This window comes from bacterium (genome assembly GCA_013360215.1).
Classification (GTDB): domain Bacteria; phylum CLD3; class CLD3; order SB21; family SB21; genus JABWCP01.
Genome location: JABWCP010000003.1, coordinates 33442 through 54655, shown reverse-complemented (window position 1 = coordinate 54655; position 21214 = coordinate 33442). Strand labels below are relative to the sequence as shown.

12 protein-coding genes and 1 tRNA gene are annotated in these 21214 nt (G+C 47.2%); 5 read left to right on the top strand and 8 right to left on the bottom strand.

Annotation, left to right across the window (positions count from 1 at the left end; all coding sequences use genetic code 11):
• Nucleotides 1-198 precede the first annotated feature (198 nt).
• Nucleotides 199-284, bottom strand: a tRNA-Leu gene (locus tag HUU58_02845).
• A gap of 66 nt (nucleotides 285-350) precedes the next feature.
• Between HUU58_02845 and HUU58_02840 the strand changes: the two genes are divergently transcribed.
• A complete protein-coding gene (locus HUU58_02840) occupies nucleotides 351-1769 on the top strand; it encodes a DUF2851 family protein (GenBank protein ID NUN44592.1) in 1419 nt (472 codons plus the stop codon).
• Here the strand turns inward: HUU58_02840 and HUU58_02835 are convergent.
• A complete protein-coding gene (locus tag HUU58_02835) occupies nucleotides 1762-4002 on the bottom strand; it encodes a transglycosylase SLT domain-containing protein (protein NUN44591.1) in 2241 nt (746 codons plus the stop codon). The two genes, HUU58_02840 and HUU58_02835, sit on opposite strands and share 8 nt — an antisense overlap.
• A 140-nt stretch (nucleotides 4003-4142) precedes the next feature.
• Between HUU58_02835 and HUU58_02830 the strand changes: the two genes are divergently transcribed.
• Both HUU58_02830 and HUU58_02825 read left to right on the top strand, forming a co-directional pair.
• Nucleotides 4143-6788 (top strand): MMPL family transporter, encoded by a 2646-nt coding sequence (locus HUU58_02830; GenBank protein NUN44590.1) that lies wholly within the window; start codon nucleotides 4143-4145, stop codon nucleotides 6786-6788.
• On the top strand, nucleotides 6785-7339 hold the full coding sequence (locus HUU58_02825) for a C40 family peptidase (GenBank protein NUN44589.1): 555 nt from the start codon (nucleotides 6785-6787) through the stop codon (nucleotides 7337-7339). The genes HUU58_02830 and HUU58_02825 overlap by 4 nt, the downstream gene beginning before the upstream one ends.
• 95 nt (nucleotides 7340-7434) lie before the next feature.
• Here the strand turns inward: HUU58_02825 and HUU58_02820 are convergent, their stop codons facing one another.
• From HUU58_02820 to HUU58_02810, 3 genes are all read right to left on the bottom strand, one after another.
• Entirely contained in the window at nucleotides 7435-10476 is a 3042-nt protein-coding gene (locus HUU58_02820) for a PAS domain S-box protein (GenBank protein ID NUN44588.1), read from the bottom strand.
• A gap of 121 nt (nucleotides 10477-10597) precedes the next feature.
• Nucleotides 10598-11752: a tetratricopeptide repeat protein gene (locus HUU58_02815; GenBank protein NUN44587.1), complete on the bottom strand. Its 1155-nt coding sequence runs from the start codon at nucleotides 11750-11752 to the stop codon at nucleotides 10598-10600.
• A 149-nt stretch (nucleotides 11753-11901) separates the two neighbouring features.
• The gene (locus tag HUU58_02810) at nucleotides 11902-14043 is read right to left on the bottom strand and encodes a PAS domain-containing protein (GenBank protein NUN44586.1); all 2142 of its coding nucleotides are present in this window, start codon (nucleotides 14041-14043) and stop codon (nucleotides 11902-11904) included.
• 169 nt (nucleotides 14044-14212) lie between these two features.
• On the opposite strand from HUU58_02810, the gene HUU58_02805 reads away from it, so the two are divergent.
• Together HUU58_02805 and HUU58_02800 are read left to right on the top strand one after the other, a co-directional pair.
• The gene (locus HUU58_02805; protein ID NUN44585.1) at nucleotides 14213-14662 is read left to right on the top strand and encodes a nucleoside deaminase; all 450 of its coding nucleotides are present in this window, start codon (nucleotides 14213-14215) and stop codon (nucleotides 14660-14662) included.
• Nucleotides 14663-14808: 146 nt separating this feature from the next.
• A complete protein-coding gene (locus HUU58_02800) occupies nucleotides 14809-16671 on the top strand; it encodes a hypothetical protein (GenBank protein NUN44584.1) in 1863 nt (620 codons plus the stop codon).
• A 93-nt stretch (nucleotides 16672-16764) separates the two neighbouring features.
• On the opposite strand, the gene HUU58_02795 is transcribed toward HUU58_02800, so the two are convergent.
• The 3 genes from HUU58_02795 to rpoN all read right to left on the bottom strand — a co-directional run bounded on the left by HUU58_02795 (nucleotide 16765) and on the right by rpoN (nucleotide 21204).
• On the bottom strand, nucleotides 16765-17706 hold the full coding sequence (locus tag HUU58_02795) for an SDR family oxidoreductase (protein NUN44583.1): 942 nt from the start codon (nucleotides 17704-17706) through the stop codon (nucleotides 16765-16767).
• 10 nt (nucleotides 17707-17716) lie between these two features.
• The gene (locus HUU58_02790) at nucleotides 17717-19408 is read right to left on the bottom strand and encodes a M61 family metallopeptidase (GenBank protein ID NUN44582.1); all 1692 of its coding nucleotides are present in this window, start codon (nucleotides 19406-19408) and stop codon (nucleotides 17717-17719) included.
• Nucleotides 19409-19545: 137 nt separating this feature from the next.
• Nucleotides 19546-21204 (bottom strand): RNA polymerase factor sigma-54, encoded by a 1659-nt coding sequence (rpoN, locus tag HUU58_02785; GenBank protein ID NUN44581.1) that lies wholly within the window; start codon nucleotides 21202-21204, stop codon nucleotides 19546-19548.
• Nucleotides 21205-21214: the final 10 nt, after the last annotated feature.

Genomic DNA, 21214 nt, shown 5'->3' with positions numbered 1-21214 from the left:
TTGGATAATTAAAACCGGGTTTTTTTTATTGGCTGTCGTTTCTATACTACGTCGTATATAACTCTAAGGCCTTTTTTTGTCAGAAATTGACATAAAATTCAAACTATCGTGGTGTATTTTTTAATAAATACGATGCGAGATTTTTAATTGAGAGAAATAAAAAAGCCATGCATAACAGTATTATGCATGGCTTTGGGGTGCCGAAGGAGAGACTCGAACTCTCACTGGGTTTGAGCCCAACTGGATTTTGAGTCCAGCGCGTCTACCAATTCCACCACTTCGGCGTTTTATCGTTTCAAAAAACGTGGCATGAATATAGCCAGTTTTCCATTTTTTGCAACAGATTTTTTATGTTTTACGTCGAGTCCATTTATAGCGACATCCAGTTGCGTGAAAATGCCGAACGCATTTCCGAACACATCATACAGGGTATATGGAATTACCTGTTTTTGCGTATGGATGATCTGACGACCGTGGAGGGGCATAAAATTCGCATTTTAGACAAAGGGCGATGGCACAGCGGCAGTGGGCCGGACTTTCGTCAGGCGACTTTGCGCATCGGTGATACGATATTGTGCGGCGATGTAGAAATTCACTGGCAAACCACAGACTGGCTCAAACACGGCCATGAACGCGATCCGGCTTATTTTCGAGTGATCTTACATGTCGTGTACCGTCACGATAAAGATCTGCACCAAGGGGCACCATACACGCTGGAAATCAAAGATCAACTGAGCGATACTTTGAAAACGCTGACGGAAAAGGTAATGCTATTGGATGCGGATCAGGATACTCTTTTTTGCAGTGACTTTGTGTCGTCCATCGAACCTGAATTTGTAACGCAATGGGTGCAGGAAAATGGTGCGCATCGGCTGCGCCGGAAAACCGAGCAACTCAAAAACTTACAAAAAGAAAAACAGTGGCCGGATGAGCAGCTTCTCTACTATGCTCTGTGTGATGCGATGGGCTTTACAAAGAACAGGCTTCCTTTTTGTATGTTAGCCGAACGTGTGCCTTATGATGTAGTGTATGCTTCGGCAAGTGGTGTAGATTCATCGGTCGCGCTGATGCGTGTGCAAGCGCTGCTGATCGGTGCGGCGGGTTTGCTTCCGGATGAGGCGACAATGTCAGCCGATCCCAAGTTGTGGCCTTATGCAGGGCGATTATGGGATTTGTGGTTGGCCTTATCTTCGCAGTACCAAATTACTCCGTTGCATGCCGAGGTTTGGATACGCGACCGGCTTCGCCCGAAAAATTACCCTCTTCCGCGCATGGCCGCTCTTGCGGGATTGCTTGTAACTCATCTCAAAGACGGTTTGAGTGCTGCTGTGGTACGACTATTTTCTCAATGCGACACGCCGCCAGTAATTCTCAAAAACTTACATCGTATTCTAAAAGTCCGTGCCTACGGTTATTGGGGGGAACACATTTGGTGGAATGTCCAAACGAGCCGCGCGTATTCCGATCTGATCGGAAAGCAACGCGCATACGAGATCATCGTCAATGCGATCGTTCCGTACGTCACGCTGTACGCACAACGCCGAGGGGATAAACAACTGCATGATACCGTCATGACGTGTATGAAAACGTGGGCATCGTACGAACACAATCATATCATCGGCTGGATGAGGAAACGCTTACCGGGCATGCCGGATCGGATCAATGCCGAATATGCGCAAGGGCTGATCGAACTGCATAAAAAGTGCCGTGTGCGCAATTGCAGTGATTGCCGCATATTCCAACGCATGGTGTATTCGGATTTTATTTAGCGTGCAGTTTCAGATCGTATTTATAGCGATCCACGAGAATGCGTTTGATATACGTTTCCGTTTCAAAAATCTCCACCACTTCCGGCATGATGTCAGGTTCCTCGTTGTTAAACGCTTTCATCCAAAACGTGGCGCGATGCGGCCCCGCGTTGTATGCGCCCAATACAGCCGGTATATAATTTTTATACATATCGGCAAGTTGCCGGAGATAGTGGGATCCGAGGTGAATGCTGACGTCCGGTTCATGCAAAGACGAAGGTTGAAAGTCGGGCATACCGGTTTCTGCCGCCAGCGCTTTGCCCGTAAACGGCATGATTTGCATCAAACCGATCGCGCGAGCGGGGGACAATGCGTACGTGCGGAAAGCGCTTTCTGATTTGATCAATGCAAAGATCAGAGTTTCGTCCAGACGATAGGCTGTCGCATGATGCCTAACCAACGGACGATAGTACAGCGGATAAAACATGCGCACGTCGTCATTGTATATTTTATAATAGCTGCGGTATTTCTTTTTCAGAGCAACATTGACATCCACGGCCAGATCGTATGCGTGCAGGCTTTCCAAATAATCACGAAATTTTTCACCCCGATCGCGGCGGGTGATGTAGTCATTCACCAGCGGCTCGGCTTCCTGTTCCCCCCACGCCACTTCACCGATTCTAATAGCCATCGCTACGCGGTCCAATCTCGGATCATTACCGATATCGGGGATGCTTACGGGGTGGAATAATTTTTTGGTCTTGTTGCCGCTATCGGTCGTATCGGTAAAATAAAAAGCGCGCAGGTCATGCGAAGTCAAACGCATGTGTGCTAATGTGGTATAGTATTCATCCCCTTTGGTGTGCGTAATACTTTCGTACAACGCTTTCGCTTTTTGTATGTCATTTTTTTTGGCGTACGCGCGGGCGATCCAGTATTGTGCGCGTGTTTTTTGAGACGGCGTACTGCGCATATATTTTTCCCAATAAACGATCGCGCTGTCATACGTCCCGGCGACATACCAATTGAGCCCTTCGCGAAAGCGCGATGCGACGGCATAGTGCGAACGTTGGGAGGCGTTTTGATATACGGAACGGTATCCGTCGTTGACTTCACCGATCGCGGCGGAATCGAAGTGTATCGCACGGTTGTTGGCCATTTCAAAACGAATATACGACGACCATGCATCGTTGAGTTTTCCGTGCTGCAAGTATTGGCCGTACGCGTGAATGGATCGTTCGATTTCATCCGCATAACGTGCTGCGCGACCCATCTGAAAAAGCGCTTCCGCAGACGCATGATCCGACCATAGATTGGCAAAACGCGGCAACGCCAAGTCGTACTTTCCTTGAGCGAAATAAATGCGCGCCGTCATAAAATCTATTTCTTTATGAGCGAAATCATCTATATACCATGTCCTTAAAGCGGCGATCATATTGAGCGCTTCGGTATGATGACCTTGCATCATGCGCACCTGCAATGCATTGATCAAGTCATCTACAGGGGGAGGATTGTTTTTGGATGGATAAAAACTAAATAATTGCGGCCAAGCCTCGTATGCCTCTTGTGAGTAAGGGTATTCGTTTTGTAAACGACGTAAAATCGCCTGCGCCTGTTCGTTTTCACGATTGCGTATAAAAAAACGTGCTTCTCTTTGCAGGAGATCGGGTTCCCACTGCATTTGCAATTTCGGATAATCCGACAGAATGCGCCGCAGATCCGCCATCGTCGGTTTCCATGCCCCGTCATCTTTTTGAATATCAGTACTCTTCAGCAGGAGATAATACCCATGCGGAATAAGAGCGGACTTGGGGAAACGGCGCAACAACTGGCGTGCAACCGACCCGGCTTGATTCGTACTATCTACAGCCAAATATAATTCACCGAGAGATAAGAGCGCAAAGTCGCCAAACGCCGAGTCGGTCGCGGTATGTGAAAAATATTGGATGGCCTTTTCCATCTGGCGAAGACCGCGATACGTTTTGGCCAATTTGTACTGAAAAACAAATTGACGATACAATGAAGGCTCGATTTCCCCGGCAAAAACAAAATGGCGTAATGCCGATGCATATTCACGCTGCTCTAAAAGTTCAGAGGCTCTTTGAAGGTAAAAAGACACATCGGCCGCGGAGAGATCATCCGTCTCGGAAACTTTTAAGGAATGGCCATGCTGTGCCATAACGGGTAATACCATTCCCAAAAGACTGATTCCTATAACCCATCGCATGGGTTGTAATATATATTGTGTGGTCATACAAAAAAGTAGATGTTCGCGAACTTTAATTCAATGCGAAAGCGGTAAACAGTCCATGTTATGATGACAAATAAAGAGGTGAATTAAATTGCACAAATAACCTAAATATTCTATTTTGCGCCACTATTTAGGAGTATTGTATGAAGCGTATTTTGTCGGCCATTGCAGGTTTTTGTTATCGTCACTCTACGTCCGTTCTTATAGCCGTCGGGCTTATAACTGTTGTCTCTACATATTACATGATGCAGATCAAAATAAGCACTAATAATTTTGATCTGTTGCCGCAAAATTCCAAACTCATCAAAGAATTTTGGGAAGTCAACGAAGATTTTGGTGCGCAGGAAACACATATCCTGCTTATCGAAACCAACGATTCATTGCCCGCCGAGCCGGAAATCATCAAAGATTACGCCGAGCGGTTGGATGCGGCCTTTATGGCATCGGGATTGGTCAAACAAGTCAATTACCGGATCACGGACGATCAAAAATCGTTTGTCGAAGATTTTTTTATTCGCAATGCGTTGCTCTATCTTTCACCGCAGGATTTGGATTCGGTCGTGCGACGCTTAGATGATGCCAATATCGAAAAAGCCATTCTCAACGCTAAAAATATACTCAATGCGCCGATTCCGCCGGATCCTTTGCTGAAGCGTGTTTTACGCGAAGATCCGCTGCTTTTGTCCGAACTGTTCGTGCCGTATATCGAAAAAATGTTGGGCCCTCAAAATGCCTCGTTAATTCGAGAAAAAGAGAGCTACTACATGTCCAAAGACAAACGTACGCTGCTCATGTTCGTCAAACCGGACGGCGTAGCGAATGACACGAAATTTTGCGAAACGATCGTAGGACGCAGCCGCGAAATTACCGATTCGCTTATCGTAGCGATGGGTGATAACGGTAAAAAACTCTCCGTGACTTTGGGCGGTAACTATGTTTCGTCCCTCGCCAACGCCAATGCCGTCAAACAAGGTCTGATCAGCAGTTCGTTTATTGTGATATTATTAATTCTTGTACTCTTCTTTTTTTTCTTTGGTAATTTTCGTTCGCTGGCGTTTATCATGATACCGATACTTGCCGGTGTGACGTGGGTATTTTGTTTTGCCGATCTGATGTTTGAAAAAGTCAATATCATCACGGCGGCAGCCGGTGCGATGTTATTGGGGCTTGGGGTAGATTATGCGATACATATCTATAATCGCTTTGTCGAACAGGAAACGCATGAACGCCATAATACGGTTGAAAAAAATCTGGATATCACGTTTCGCGAAACCGGTACCAGTGTTTTTTACGGTGCTGTCAGTACGGCATTTGTTTTTATCGTACTCATGGTTACTGAATTCCGCGGATTGTATGAACTGGGTTTTCTCGGCGGGGTAGGCATCCTGATACTTTTTGTTGCGGTTGTGATTGTCATGCCGGCAGAGATCAAGCTTCGTAAACGTAAAAATCCGCGTGTGAATTACCTTCAAGGCGCGTTCAGCAAATTGCTTGGATTCAATTCACGGTTTGTTCTCCAACATCCGAAATACATCGCTACAGGCGCACTGATCATAACGATATTTATGATCGGCGTTTTAACCGGAGTCGTACCCAGTAAAGATGAAGGCCTTGGCGTCACATTTGACGATAACATCGAAAATATCCGCAGTAAAAACGATGTTGATCTTCAGATGATCCGGCGCTTGGAACAAAAATTCGGCTCGCACTTTAAGCCGATCAGCGTTGTCGTTTCGGCGACTTCGGATGATGCGTTGATCGCCCGTTTGCATAAGCTCAATGCCAAATTGGACGAATTGACGGCCAAAGGCATGATCAAAGAATACAACTCCATGCTGCGTTATATTCCCTCCATCGAGCAGCAGAAGCATAACCTTGAGGCCATTCGCAATCTGGACGTCGAGAGTATTCTCTTTAAAATCCGGTTGGAGATGAATAAAAACGGACTTCGGATGAATTATTTCCGTCTCGACCGTTTGCGCGATATGTTGCAGGTGCGTGAGCCTATCACGATACGCAACTTCGAAGACGAAGGCTTTAATGAAATCATGAAACATTTTTACGTGGAACGTAACGGCGTAAAAAAAGTGGTCACCCAAGTTGATTTTACAGGTCAGTCGTATGAAATCGATATCGTCAATCAATTTGTGGATGAGTTTAATCGCGACGAACAGATTCGTAATGAAAACGTTATCATTACGGGTATCCGCGTTGTGACGGCTGAATTTCTCACCCTCGTAAAAAAGGATTTTCAAATTGCCGTGATTGTTTCTTTGACCGCGATATTGCTTTTAGTGATTGTGCATTATCGCAAATTTCGCGCGGTACTCGTATGCATGGTTCCACTTACATTTTCATTGCTCACGATCATGGGTGTGATGCGGCTCATGGGCATCAAGATCAATTTTGTCAATATGATCACGCTCCCGCTTTTGATCGGGAGCGGCGTGGACTACGGTATTTATATTATTTCGCGGTATCTTGAAGATCACAGCCACGATGTGTATGCGGCCATTCACGAAACCGGCCAATCACTTTTTCTGAGTGCGGCGACTACAGTGATCGGTTTTGGTTCATTGATTTTCGTGGACAACCGCGGGTTGGCCAGCCTGGGTTATATGTGTTCGTTTGGTATTATTATCTGTTCCGCTTCGTCCCTGATTATCCTGCCGGCGTTATTGCGTCTGTGGGGTAAAAAAATATGGAAGGAAGCGCGTGAGGAAGAATCGCCGAATAAGGACACGATGATCAAAAAAGTAACAGCGGCGCATGCGCCGGAAAAAAAATGACACGCATTTTGATTGTTATGCTGGTGTTTGTCGGTTGCACGCCTCAACCGATCTATCGTGCCGTGAAAGCCGATGGGCAAAAGACGTCGGTGAAAGCGTCTGAAACGCATATGCCGACCGCATCGGTAAGTGACTCATCCGCGACCGGTGCAAAGAAGGAACCGGCAAACATCGAAGAAGCGATGATGGCAGAGATCAAAACTTGGATAGGTACGCCTTATCGTTTTGGTATGGAAAAAAAATCAGAGGGTACGGATTGTTCAGGATTTGTCGGCGCGGTTTTCAGAAAAGTTCGTCAGATCGAATTGCCGCGGCAAGCTGCGGACATGTATGCCAAAGGAACACCGATCACACGCAATGAATTACGATTTGGCGACTTGGTTTTTTTTCAAAATACCTATAAAGGTGCCGTCGGCGCTTCGCATGTAGGTATCTATGTCGGAAATAACCAAATCGCTCACGCTAGTACGACGGTCGGCGTAACGATTTCATCGCTGGATGAGTCGTACTATGAGAAGCATTATTTGGGATGCCGCAGGATTTCGCAATGATTTTGAAATTGATTTGAAGTGACTACGTAGATGTCGGTCAGAAAATAGTGAACGCATCTTAAATTCGCTTTAGCCGTTTTACCCGGTCTTTAATTTCAGGCCTTCGGTTTGAGAAGTTGATTGAGCACGCGGGATAGATCGTTGATGAAATAGGGTTTGGGCAGAATGCCTTGGAAACCGTAGCGTGTATGATCAGCCATGACAGGATCATTGGAATAGCCGCTGGAAACAATGCCACAGACAGCCGGATCGATGGACAAAATCCGCGCCATCGCATCTTTACCACCTAACCCTCCTGGAATTGTGAGATCCATAATAACCGCGTCAAAAGTCTTATTGCGTGCGCGTGCATCTTCATACAACGCGACGGCTTCTTCGCCCGATTTGGCGGAGACCGCATCAAATCCCAAGTGGTTGAGCATATTGGAAGCCATTTCACGAATAGACTCTTCGTCGTCCATGACCAAAATGCGGCCATTGGATAAAAGCGCCTGCGGCTCCTGCGGGCGTGGCTGCTGAACGGCAAACTTGGATGCCGGGAGATATAGCGTAAACGTCGTACCCACGTTGACTTTGGAGTCCACCGTGATCGCACCGTCGTGATTTTTGATGATCGAGTACGACGTCGCAAGACCCAAACCGTTGCCGGTTTGTTTGGTGGTAAAATAGGGATCAAATATGCGTTGCAAATGTTCTTCGGAAATTCCGCAGCCGTTGTCTTCGATAGCGATTTTGAGGTAAGAGCCGGGCTTGAGTTGCATACCTTCATGGTGAGACTGGATGGCATGGTTTTGTGCAAGAATACGGATAATGCCGCCATTGGGCATGGCTTGACGCGCATTGATGATCAAGTTATTGAGCACTTGGCTGATCTGACCGGCATCCACATCGGAAGGATACAGATTATCCTGAATGAAAAATTCGCAACGGACATTGGAACCGGCCGACGAAAATTGCGCGGATTCCCGTAACAGATCGGCGATATTGGCGGTTTTTTTGACCGGCGCGCCGCCTTTGGAAAATGTGAGAAGTTGTTGCGTCAGTTCTTTCGCGCGCTCGGATGCACGTTCGGCGCGGCTCAAAAGTTCCTGAGCCTTATCTTTTTGTGCGGCCGCGATCTTAACTTTAGCCAAAGAAATATTTCCCATAATGGCCGAAAGAATATTATTGAAATCGTGCGCAATACCGCCGGCCAGCACGCCGATTGATTCGATTTTGCGGGACTTCAACAGTTCCTGTTCCATTTTGATGCGGTCGGTGATATCGGAAAAAACCATCACGACACCCTGCATCGCACCGCTCATATCGCGGATCGGTGAAGCGCCGGCTAAAATAGAACGCGGTGACTGATCGCCGGCAACTTTATAGGTAAATTCGGACGAGACGAAGGCTTGCTGCTCGTTCAAAACGACATCCACCGGATGCACTGCTTTGTTATCTGCGGTTTCAGATAGAAGAGGAAAAACGGATTTGACCGTTTGACCGCGTGTGGTCGAAAGTGAAGTTCCCAAAATACGTTCCGCGCTGGGATTCATTAGCATAATACGCCCTTCCGTGTTCGTGGTGATCACGCCGTCACCGAGCGCTTGCAACGTTACCAAAAGTCGTTCTTTCTCTTCGGAGAGTGCGCGTTCCGTCAGTTTACGATCGGTCACATCGCGGGCGTTCATGACGATCGCACGTACGTGCGGTTCTTTCAAAAGATTTTTTGCGGTACATTCATTCCATCGCCAGGAACCATCTTTGTGCATGGCACGGTATTCGGCGATTAGCGAAGTGCCGGGTGCCTCGATCAATTGTTCAAATACTTCGGCGATGTGGTCTTGATCTTCGGGATGGATGGAATCAAAAATATTTTGCCCGACCGCTTCGGCATCGTCGTATCCTAAAACGGAGTGCACGCTGAACTTGATTTGTCCTTCAGCGTCGATCAGCGTGATCGCATCGGAATTATTTTCGATCAAGGCGCGGAATAATTCGTCTTTTTCGCGCAACGCCGCTTCGGAACGCAGCCATTCGGTGATATCACGGTAATTAAAAACGATCGCATTGACATTGGGGTCGTGCAGCATGTTTTTTGCAAGCCCTTCGATCCAAATGTAGTTTCCGTCTTTGTGGCGAATGCGCATTTCGGTATAAGGCGCCATGCCTTCTTTGGCCTGGACTTGCTGAAAATACTCTAACGCCTCGGCGCGATCCTGCGGATGAATGAAGTCAAAAAAATTCTGACTGACAAATTCGCTGATGTTATAGCCCGTGACACGGTGCGTGGAACGGCTGGTGAAAAGTACGATACCATAGGGATTGATCAGAGATATCGCGTCGGCGATGTGTTCGACCATGGCGCGGTATTGGCGCACATGCTCGCGTAAGGCGTCTTCGGCGCGTTTGCGGCGTGTGATAATGCGCGAAGCGATTTGTATGTGCACGGGTTTTTCGGAATTATCAAAGATCGGATTCCATTGTGCTTCGACAAACATCAGTTTCCGGTCTTTAGCCATGATACGATGTTCGACGACCATGGCGTTGCCGGTATGAATCACTTCATAAAAAGTTTGTTTGACCTTCGGCAAATCTTCCGCCACGATTTCATCAAAAAAAGATGAGCCTTGCTCCACCTGATGTGTGTCCAGATAATCGCCATACGATGGACTCGTGTAGATGCGTCGTCCTTCGATGTCTATCACCGTGATCAGATCCCGTGTACTTTCGGCGATGCGACGAAACTGCTCCGGCGCCATTTCAAAATGTGCTGTGATAGGAACGGCGTTATTTTGGATGAAAGTTTCGGCCCGCTCCAGAACGTGATCGAGGTCTTCGATTTTATCTTTGAGCACATAGTCAAAAGCGCCGGACTTCATACAGCGAACGGCCACGGCTTCACCATTGTGCGCCGTGACAAAAATAAAAGGAGCTTTAGGCGCTAAATCGCCGGCCAGCGTAAGAGCGTCAATACCGTTGAGATCGGGGAGTGTGTAATCGGCTAAAATAATGTCGGGCTGAAATTCACGCAATTCGCGAAGGAACACCGCTTTGATGTGCGCACGACGCACTTTGACCGTGATCGAACGACGGCGCAGACGTTTTTCCAAGGCATCGGCGTCCGACGCCACGGCATCCAAAATCAGAATTTTCATTAGACGGTGTTTAAACGATTAATTGGAACCATTGTATCGCCGGTCAATATACACGCAAAGGGCGTACTTAGGCAATATAAAACTACCTCCGAAATACCGTTGTAAAGCCACAGCGCGATACTTACTTGAGTATGGCCCGCAAGAGATTGAGGAATTCCCGTCCGTCGTTTTGTACCAACCGGAAGTTTTTGTACGCGCTTTTATAGGACGGATTGATTTCGTAAGCTTTTTTGAAAGCACTCATGGCCTTAATAAAAAGGTTGCGGCACTGGATCAAATAAACCACGCCGAGCGAATTATGCAAATCGGCAAAGTGCGGATGTTCTTCGACGCTTTTTTCAAGCCGCGCACGGTATTCGCCCAGCACTTTTTCGTCTTTGCCGGCACCGCCAAACAAAAATTTGAGATAAAAACCGTGCATGGTTTCGTCGAGATTCGGCGTTTGTGTGGCTTCGCGAATATCTTTCAAAGTTTGTATCGCCGCCGAAAAATCATTGTCCTGTATCTGGCGAATGGCTTTTTCAAAGCGAAAACTGAAGAAACGATAATTGATAAATTCCGTGCGGGCGTTCATCAGTTTTTGAAGTTCATTGATCACGCGCGTCGGTTTGATGGAAGACGGCGCAAAAACGGCGCTTTGAAACCGTTCGGCGTGCATGCGCAGAATCACCATGCCGATATTGAGATGCACTTCAAGATAATTAGGGTTGATCTCCAATGCGGTTTCGTAGGTCTGGAGCGCCGTATCCAATTCGCCATTGAGCGCATAAGCGAGGCCGAGACTATTATGCAAATCCGCGTAGCGCGGTTCCAGCGCGATCGCTTTGTGTAAGACCTCGATGGCTTTTTGCGTTTCTTTTTTTTCTACAAACGCTAAACCCAGATTACGATACGACTCGACCATTTGCGGATTGATGGTTATGGCATTTTCAAACTCGGCAATGGCCTCATCCACCAAACCTTTGTGCAAAAAAAGCAAGCCGATCTTATTGCTGGAGACGGCGTGTTTGATGGTTTTGATGCGGTCGCGGATAAAAAAAAGCAACTCGATTTCCCACGCGATATCCTGATGAAATGCCGCTACGACATCGCGAAAGCGATCGGTATCTAAATATTTATACTGTTCCGGATCGAGTTTTTTTTGATGAACGGTGACGATACGGCCGGAATCAAAAATTTCCGCTTTGACCAAAAGGGAGGATAAATTACCGGCTGTTTGTATATGAAAAACTTTTCCGCCTGCATATACGTTGCTATTGACGCCTATTGATTCCATAGACACCTCTGCTGATAACATTTACATACGATTTTAACATAGTGAAAACCTGACCACTACGGTATGATATTAGGCAGCAGGGCAGCGCATACACAATACCCTAAGCAGGGTATATTGAAAACCTGATCAAAAAGGGTAAAATGATGAAATTATATGGAAGCTTTTTCGGAGAGACGTGTCTTGATTTTTTCCTGAAATGCAAGAAGTGCCGCCGCATCGAAGATCTGAATTTTGAGACCTGCGATGATACCTACGCCGTCAAAGACGGGCTGATAAACGATAGTCACTTCTTGTTGCCCATACGCAGCGTTTCGTTGTATCGGTTGTCCGTCAAGTGCGCGATAAAAGGCTTCCTGCATGGGAAGATCTTGTTCGAATAGTTTGAACATACTTTGGCCTTGCCATTCGCTGCGGTACGAAGGCAGCATCAGTGTGCGATCCCCTTCGATCTGCGTGATGACACCATACGCGTCGCAGTCAAAGGTAAAGAGCGGTTGCGGCGCAGAGCGCATTTCTTCGGCCGCTTCGGCCAAAAGCATATCTTCGATGGAATAACCAACGCATAAAATCGTCAGTGCTCCGCCGATGATGCGCGTCTCCATGTGGGTGGCTTGTCCGTCAATAAGGAAACGAAAGGCGGTATGCACGGGATGTTCCGGTAAAGCCTCTTGTATACGGCTTTCAAAGGCCGGTTGATCATCGGGGTGAATAAGCTGACGGATATCATAACCGATCGTCGTGTAGCGCGGTTTATTAAAACGTTTTTCAAAAGCGGTATTCACGGATTGAATGGCCATTTCCCGGTTGATCGTAAAAGCCCACTGCGGGATTTCTTCCAGTGCACCCTTGAGTGCGATTTCAGGAACGGGCACTTCCTGCATCACAGGGATGATTTCCGGCGGCGCTTTGAAGGCAATGATACGTGATTGATCGTCGCCTTCGGTTAACGACGACGCCGACACTTCAAATTTTTGTCCTTCCGTATAACGTTCGTTGCGTACGAGTATGGTAAAAACTTCACCGGAGCGGGCGCGTTCGAGCAGTTTTTGGCTGTCGATGGGTTGTTCGCTGCCGTCCAGAAATACGCCGTGAATGCCCGACCACAGGCTCAGCGATGTTGGGGTCCCGGCCGTTGTCATGATATCGCGCGCCACATCGTTTTGAAAAGGAAACTGACCCGACGCGTCCACGATCATCGCACCGTCGTGCGCCGTTTGTACGATGGTTTCGATCATACGAAACTGACGTTCGATCGTGTCCTGAAGTTCTTTGTTTTTTCGATCGGCCGTTTCTTGCGAACGTTTTTGTTTGGTGACTTCGTGGATATGGATGGCCGTACCATTGACTTTGTTATTGACCAAAACCGGGTTAAATGACACTTCGGCGAGCACAAGCCGGTCAGGTAATTGGAACTGCTGTTCGATCATAAATTTTTCGCCGCGCATCGCACGCGTAAGTACGATCACCCACGCCGCCTGGGCATCTGGCTTCAGATGATCGATCATATTGGAACCGGGATGCAGTTCGATCTGATGGCGGAGATGAAACAGCCGTTTAAACGGCTCGTTGATCAGCAGCACTTTGAAATGCTCATCGACTGTACAAACCCCATCCGGCGTATTGCCTAAAATGCCGGATACATTTTCATTGAGCCGGTACAAAAGTAACGCGAGTTTTTTATTGCGTTGCAGACTGTAACGGTAAAAAACGGCGATAACGCTGATCAGAATCGTGATCGCGCTGGCGATGATGAGAAATTTGATCGCCGTGTGCCAGTCCTGACTAAGGGATTCCTGATAACGGATACTGCGCGTGCGGAGCTTTTCAGCAGAGATACCGAGCGATTCGGCGGCACGATGAATTTCGTCAATCATTTCGCCGGTGAGGTTTTCTACCCGGATGCTATCGGGAATGATCGTAGCGCGTTTGAATTTTCGTTTATGAATACGCTGGTAGAGATTGTCGATACGGGGCAATGCATTGCGCATATCAAATACCGACGCATCCGTCCAATCTACGCCGAGCGAGGCTTGCCAGGCTTTTTGATAGATACGGTTCCAGTCATCAAAACTCGTGTCGGTGGCCGCTAAAAATTGATCGGAAATAACTTCTTCAAGACCGTACACGGCTTGTTGCAGTTTATATATACGGGCGATTTTATCGGTATGCGATTGGATCTGCGTCTGATTTTCCGTCATGGAGCGCATGAGGAAAAAACACCATACGATGAATGGAATAGGAAACAGCGCGACAAACGCCATAAATAACCGGTTACGGACTTGCTCCGTCATGCCATATCTCCATCTGAGCGCGGGAGTCGGATCGTCGGGGTGCGCGTTAAAATTGTAATTCGGTCGGAATCAAAAGTAGCGAAGAAACTTGTTTTTCAAAAGTAAAATCTTTAGTTATGCGTAATTATTTTAACGAAAGGAAAACGTTTTGGATACGCACGAAACATGGATGGCGATGGCGTTTAAAGAAGCGGAAAAAGCGTACGCCAAAAATGAAATCCCGGTCGGCGCCGTAATTGTCTTGGAAAACCGCATTATCGGGCGCGGTCACAATCAGGTGGAGATGCTTCAGGATCCGACGGCGCATGCGGAGATGATCGCGATGACGTCGGCCGTGGCTACGATCGGTTCCAAATGGTTGTACGGCGCTACGATGTACGTCACGCTCGAACCGTGCTCCATGTGTGCCGGTGCGCTGGTCCTGTCGCGAATGAGTCAGCTTGTTTTTGGAGCGGGTGATCCCAAAACCGGTGCCTGCGGTTCACTGCACAATATTGTGCAGGATGAACGCCTCAATCACAGGATCGAAATCCTTCGCGGTGTTATGGATGCGAAATGTTCGGCCATACTTAAAGATTTTTTTGCCAAGCTACGCAAACCCGCCCCGCAGGATAACTAACCAAGCCTACGTCGTTTTTTTCTGTATGAACCCAACCCCATACTCATGGGGTTGTGCCCTCCAATACTTGGCTGTATCTTACAGCACGCAAGTTCTCATGTCTTCAAGAATAATCTTAATGGTTCTCATTTCGTGAAGGAGGTCGTATGACAATTCGAAGCGTGCTCTTATGGTGTTGTTTTGTTCTGTGTTTACCCGCAGTGCAAGCGCAAAAAGTCAAACTCAAAACCGGTTCAGTCAAAGAAAAAAAAGACGAAAAGAAGGAAAACAAAACTGAAACGACATCATCCGGCGCGTTCAAAGTGGGCGATGTAGCCGAAGGTCTAGAAACGGATGGTAAATGGTATAAAGTGGATATTCTTAAAGTTGAAGCCGATAAATATTTTATTCACTGGCAAGGCTATAAGTCAACTTATGATCGCTGGATTGAAGCAGGTAAAGTGAGGGCGATCGGTTCTTCCGGAAGTGCCTCCGCTAACGCGAGTATGTCCGCGGCTTCTACCGCTTCGGGAAGTAAAACCAAGGTGTACGGTACCGGAGACGGAGGATTCAAAGTAGGTGAATATGCGGAAGTGCTCGACCGTGACGGAAAGTGGTATGAAGCGGAAATTCAAAAAGTAAATGAAGGTCAACCGAACGAGTATTTCGTAAAAATCGAAAATTATAGCGGATTTTGGGTGAAGGAATCCAATGTGCGGGCGAAAGGCTCCGGTGCATCCAGCGAGCCCGTCGGATTTAAGGTTGGCGACGTCATCGAAGCCGTGGATTTTGGCCAATGGAATAAAGGAACCGTTCAAAGTATTCGCACCACCAACAGTGGAAATAAAATGTTTACGGTTGCCTTTGATAACGGAGGTTCTAAAGAATTTACAGAAAACAAACTTCGCGTCATACCGGTGTATAATTTCAGCGGGTCCAATTATAAAACGGGTCAATATATTCGTATATGGTACAGCGGCAGAGATTCGTTGGACGCGCCGATCGTGGACATCAAAGATAACAAATTACTCATCAACTACGGCGGATATGGCGCCAAGTGGTTTGATTTTGATGCAAAAGAAATAAGAAATGATGCGCGTACCGCGGCTATCGCGGCATCCAAAGCCATGGAAGAACAGTTTTTTCAAGATTGTAACAAATATTCCGAAGCGATAAGGATATTCGGTTACCTTTACAATAAAAAACATGACACGCAGTTTGTGTTATACAATCAGGGTTTGACTTCACCGCGTCCCTCCGACGTCGGACCGATGCTCAAACAAATGAACGAACTGGATGCGCTCATCAAACGTAAATATCCCAATATTCAGAATACCGAACAAACATGGACCACGGAACTGTCCAAAAATCCCGGACATTGGCGCGTGATCGCCGAAGAGCGCAATGAATTGGCTCAGAGTGTCGTGACAGATATGATCAAAGATAAGATCAGTGAGGCGACCCGAATTTTGACTAATTATGAATTTCTGAAAAACCATGAAATCGGTGAATTTGAAGCGGGTAAAGGAATCGGTGTTACATCAAGCCTTCAGGATATTTTGGATAATAACGGCGCCGATTTTATGAAAAAAGAAGAAGAAAAAATAGCCGATGTCATCAAAGCGGCGCAGGAAGCTAATCTCGGTCAAAATGAGATCACCGCGTTTCGGGAATTCCTAAAAAAATTATCCGCCGATGTGAAGAGCAAATTCCCATCGTCGCTCGTATCGTCGCAATTTAATCCGACATTACATGATGCGGCAGCGGAGGCCTCGGCTAAAGCGTATGTCCAAAAAACTTATAGCGGCGCTGCTATTTTGAAAATCGGTGTCATCGGTAATCAGGTTATCGAAAAAAATAATCTGGGAATACCGCTGTACCGCTATAAAAGAGTCGGTGTACTATTCAGAGATTCCCAAGGTCGTTGCCGTTTTGTCCCGGCGTATTACAGAGAAGACTATGCGGGCGGAGGAGCGTATGGTACGCCCTATATCGAGCATCACTTTACGTACTACCAAAGCTGCAATTGAGTGTTTCTGAAAATTATTTTAAAAAAACAAAAGACCTGCTCTTTCAAGCAGGTCTTTTTATTGGATCAATTGTAAGTGCAACGCGTGAAATTTTTATTTGCCTTCGCGTTTCATTTTTTCAGAAAAGTATTCAATCGTTTTTAGCAATCCGGTTTCGATATCTACAGTAGGCTCCCAGTTCAAAAGCCGTTTGGCTTTGCTGATATCCGGGCGGCGAACCGTCGGATCGTCTTTAGGTAAAGGACGATATACGATTTCACTTTTGCTATTGGTCAGTCGGATGATAAGCTGAGCAAACTGAAGCACCGTCATTTCGTGCGGGTTTCCGATATTGACGGGATAGTGTTCGCTGGATTGACTCAGGCGATAGATGCCGTCAATCAAATCGCTGCAATAGCAGAAAGAGCGCGTTTGTTTCCCTTCGCCAAAAACGGTAATGGGCTGATTGCGAATTGCCTGATTGATAAACGTCGGCACAACGCGCCCGTCATTAGGGCGATTGCGCGGTCCGTAGGTATTAAAAATCCGTACGATGCGCGTATCAACTTTATGAAATGTATGATAGGCCATCGTCATCGCCTCGGCAAATCGTTTGGCTTCGTCATATACGCCGCGTGGGCCTACCGGGTTGACGTTGCCCCAGTACTCTTCATGTTGCGGATTGATCAACGGATCGCCATATGTTTCCGAAGTCGAGGCGAGCAAAAAACCGGCGCCTTTACTTTTGGCCAAACCCAGCGCTTTATGTGTCCCGAGCGAACCCACTTTAAGCGTCTGAATGGGTAATTCTAAATAATCAATCGGGCTTGCGGGGCTTGCAAAATGGTACACGAAATCCACAGGGCCTTCGACGTAAATATAGTTGGTCACATCATAATGGATAAACGTGAATCGTTTATCGCGGATGTGCGAAATATTATCCACGCTGCCGGTGATCAGATTGTCAATGGCGATGACTTCATGTCCTTCGGCCAAAAGCCGGTCGCAAAGGTGAGAGCCTAAAAAACCGGCGCCGCCGGTAACGACTATTCGCATAGCGGTGATCCTAATTAAGGTTTAACCATTTTTTAAAAATTTGTTCTTGTTGTGCCGTCGGCTCACTTACGCGCTCTAAACGATACCGCGCCGGCATTTCGGAGGGCGTGATGACGATTTCCTGAAGTTGGGTATCCCGTGCTATTAATATGCGGACGGAGGTTCCGATCTTCTTTTCATTCAGACGAGCTTGCAAAGTTCGCGCGGTTACACGAATACCGTCCACGGCGAGCACTTCATCGTTCACATTGAGTCCTGCATGCCATGCCGGAGCATCTCTAACAACGGTACGTATCGTAAATTCACCGTTATTTCGCGTTTCAAAACCATAATACGGGGCATCGGATTTGATTTCTTTTACGCGCAAGCCGACCGTTTGTAATGCCGCATTATAATCTAATTCGGCCGTACCGCGAACGTAGTTTTGAAAAAACATGTCGAGGGATGTTCCGGCCAAACGTTCGGCGGCTTTTTGAAATTCTTCCGGTGTAAAACCACGCCCGAGTTTCTGATCGTATTCAGTCCAAAGCCAACGCAGCAAATCATCCAAACTTTTTTCGCCGCGCGTGGCACGCAGGATTTCCATATCCAGCATCAGGCCGAGCAGGGCGCCTTTAGTGTAATATGAAATGGACGAATTCACCGAATTTTCATCCGGCATGTAATATTTGATCCATGCATCCCAACTGGCTTCTTCGACACTGCGAACAAAACGTCCGGGTGCGGATTGGACTTCCTGAATATTACCTTCGATGCGACGCAAATACTGATCTACCGTATAATATCCCGCACGCCGTGTGATCAGATCATCATAGTATGCGGTAAATCCTTCGGCAATCCATAACAGTTTAGTGTAATTTTCTGACGTATAATCAAACGGGCCGAGTTCTTTCGGGCGGATACGTTTGACATTCCAAAGATGAAAATATTCATGCGCGGTGAGCGACATAAAGCTATTATAACCTGCCGCATCGGCAAAAGACCACGAATCCATGCCGAGCGTCGTGGAATTGGCATGCTCCAGTCCGCCGCCATAACCGGGTACGCAGTGAATGATGAATACATACCGTTCGAAAGGCAGTTTACCGAACATGGCTGCGGTTGTTTCAGCAATTTTTCGCATGTCTCGAAGCATCGCTTCGGTATCGTAGTTACCGATGCCGTAGATGGCAATTTCATGCGGCACGCCTTGCAATTCAAAATTTAAAATTTTGTGGTTACCCATTTCGATGGGGGAATCCACAAGGACATCATAATGATCCGCGACAAATCGGTGAGTACTGCCGGATACCGGTTTGAGGCCGGTCGAAATATGCTTCCACTCTTTGTAAAGTTCTATCGTCACGGTATGGGTCAGATTTTGGTATCCGTCGGCATACATAAAAACACTGGCGCCATTGACATAACCGTGCGAGGCATCCATAAAGCTTGTGCGGACGCTGAGTTCGTAGGCATATACGGCATAATTTACGGCGACATTTTCCGTTTTACCGGAAAACACGCGCCATGTGTTTTTGGAAATTTTTTCAACGCGCAGAGATTGCGAACCCGACGTGGCGCGCACGTTTTCCACGTTCCTTGAAAACTCACGCACTTTGTATGAACCGGGCGTCCATACGGGCATAATAATGTCAATGTAATCTTTTTTTATGCCTTGCATCGTCATCGTCACTTCGAAATAGTGCGTATGCGGCGCGGGCATGCGCAAGGTGTATTCGATGGAGGGTTTATTCATGCTTGCACGTCCTTCGCTCGCAAGCCCGGCCAGGAGCAGGCCTGCGCACATAACGATCCGATAATTCATGCCGTCGTTCCTTCATGAAAATAGTTAGGTTCATTTCAGATTTGTTTGCGGAGACGCCCCGAGGGGATCATCATTTGCTCGCGGTACTTGGTGATCGTGCGCCGTGCTATCGGCGTACCGCGTTCGGTAAGGACCTTAGCCAATTCTTCATCGCTGTAAGGATGGCGTTTGTCCTCCTGATCAATAACCTCTTTCAATAAAGTTTTGATCTGTTTGGTGGAGACGTCTTCACCGTCGCTGTTGGTCATGGCCGTGGAGAAGAAATATTTTAATTCGAATACGCCGTAATCGGTCTGGACGTATTTACCGTTGGTCGCACGGCTGATCGTCGAAATATCCATACCGATACGTACGGCCACATCTTCAAGTTTCATCGGCTTGATGTGGTGGACGCCTTTTTCAAAAAACTCCTGCTGCAGTTCGACGATGGACTCGATCGTACGATAGATCGTATCCCGGCGACGGTAGAGCGAATTGATAAGCCACTTTGCGGCTTCGAGTTTATTCTTGATGAAGTCTTTGGTTTCTTTGCCCGTTTTATTGCGCTCCAGCATCATCCGTTTGTAAGCATTATTGATACGCAGATGGGGCACATCGTAATCGTTGAGTATGATTTCAAATTTGCCGTCGATTTTTTTGACGGCGGCATCGGGCGTGATATAGTTTTGTTCCGGCGTAATATATCCTTCGCCGGGTTTGGGATTGATCGAAAGTACTTCGCTGATGCTGTGTTTGATGGCGTCTATGGGAATATTTAGCATTTTAGCGACTTTATCGTACCGGCGATTGATAAAATCTTCATAGGCTTCATGCATGATGCGTATAGTGATATCCGTGCCGTTTTGATAAAATCCGTCCGATTCTTTACGCCGATACAGCTGGATCAGAATGCACTCTTTGAGATGGCGCGCACCGATGCCCGGCGGATCAAACGTATGGATGGTTTTTAATATTTTTTCGACGGCTTCGGCCGTGGTTTGAAATTCATCCGCGACGAATTGTACCGCATCAATTTTAGGTGTTGTTTTTTTTCTATGTGTCGTTTTGCGTTCAGATTCTTCCGCGGGTTCGTCCGGTTTATCGGCCAGCAACGTATCGTCACGAAATTCACCAACGGCTTCGGTAAAGCGCTGCACTTCATCGGCGATCGGTGTTTCGCCGGTGAGCGGATCATCCATCACAAAATATCCGTCTTCATTCAGATTCCAGATGATATATTCCGCGATACGGCGTTGTTCTTCAGTCAGCGAAGTCCACCGCAGTTGTTCGAGTAAATGATCGCTGAGCGATATTTTGTCCGGTTGGATCCATTCCTGATCATCGTCGTCTTCGCCCTGGCCGCGGGGCATTCGTATCTCAAACGAACTGTCGTCGTTGAGGATTTTGGCCCAATCGACTTCTTCTTCCTCTTTTTTCTCTTTGTCTTTTTCTGCCTGGATAGCAACTTCTTCCTCTTTGGCCACGTCTTCGGGTTTTTCCTGTTCCTGTTTCAGTTCAGGTTTTTCTTGCGTCTGTTCGAGTTCCATTTCCTCGTCTTGCAGTTCTTCGAGTTCCTGCGATTCTTCGAGCAACGGGTTTTGTTCTAGCTCCTGTTTGAGCCGTTGTTCCAGCGCGGTGATAGGTAACTGCAGCAAGCTGGATAGCATCACCTGTTGTGGTGACAGCTTCATTTGCTGGCTGAGTATTTGTTTCATCCCCTGTGCC

Bases quoted from the DNA above. Each gene is read 5' to 3' on its own strand.
- HUU58_02805 (NUN44585.1), top strand. From the start codon at position 14,213: ATGGCGATGGCGTTTAAAGAAGCGGAAAAAGCGTACGCCAAAAATGAA.
- HUU58_02810 (NUN44586.1), bottom strand. From the start codon at position 14,043: ATGACGGAGCAAGTCCGTAACCGGTTATTTATGGCGTTTGTCGCGCTG.
- HUU58_02820 (NUN44588.1), bottom strand. From the start codon at position 10,476: ATGAAAATTCTGATTTTGGATGCCGTGGCGTCGGACGCCGATGCCTTG.
- HUU58_02835 (NUN44591.1), bottom strand. From the start codon at position 4,002: ATGACCACACAATATATATTACAACCCATGCGATGGGTTATAGGAATC.
- HUU58_02800 (NUN44584.1), top strand. From the start codon at position 14,809: ATGACAATTCGAAGCGTGCTCTTATGGTGTTGTTTTGTTCTGTGTTTA.
- HUU58_02830 (NUN44590.1), top strand. From the start codon at position 4,143: ATGAAGCGTATTTTGTCGGCCATTGCAGGTTTTTGTTATCGTCACTCT.
- HUU58_02790 (NUN44582.1), bottom strand. From the start codon at position 19,408: ATGCCCGCGCCGCATACGCACTATTTCGAAGTGACGATGACGATGCAA.
- HUU58_02825 (NUN44589.1), top strand. From the start codon at position 6,785: ATGACACGCATTTTGATTGTTATGCTGGTGTTTGTCGGTTGCACGCCT.
- HUU58_02815 (NUN44587.1), bottom strand. From the start codon at position 11,752: ATGGAATCAATAGGCGTCAATAGCAACGTATATGCAGGCGGAAAAGTT.
- HUU58_02795 (NUN44583.1), bottom strand. From the start codon at position 17,706: ATGCGAATAGTCGTTACCGGCGGCGCCGGTTTTTTAGGCTCTCACCTT.
- HUU58_02840 (NUN44592.1), top strand. From the start codon at position 351: ATGTTTTACGTCGAGTCCATTTATAGCGACATCCAGTTGCGTGAAAAT.
- rpoN (NUN44581.1), bottom strand. From the start codon at position 21,204: ATGAAACAAATACTCAGCCAGCAAATGAAGCTGTCACCACAACAGGTG.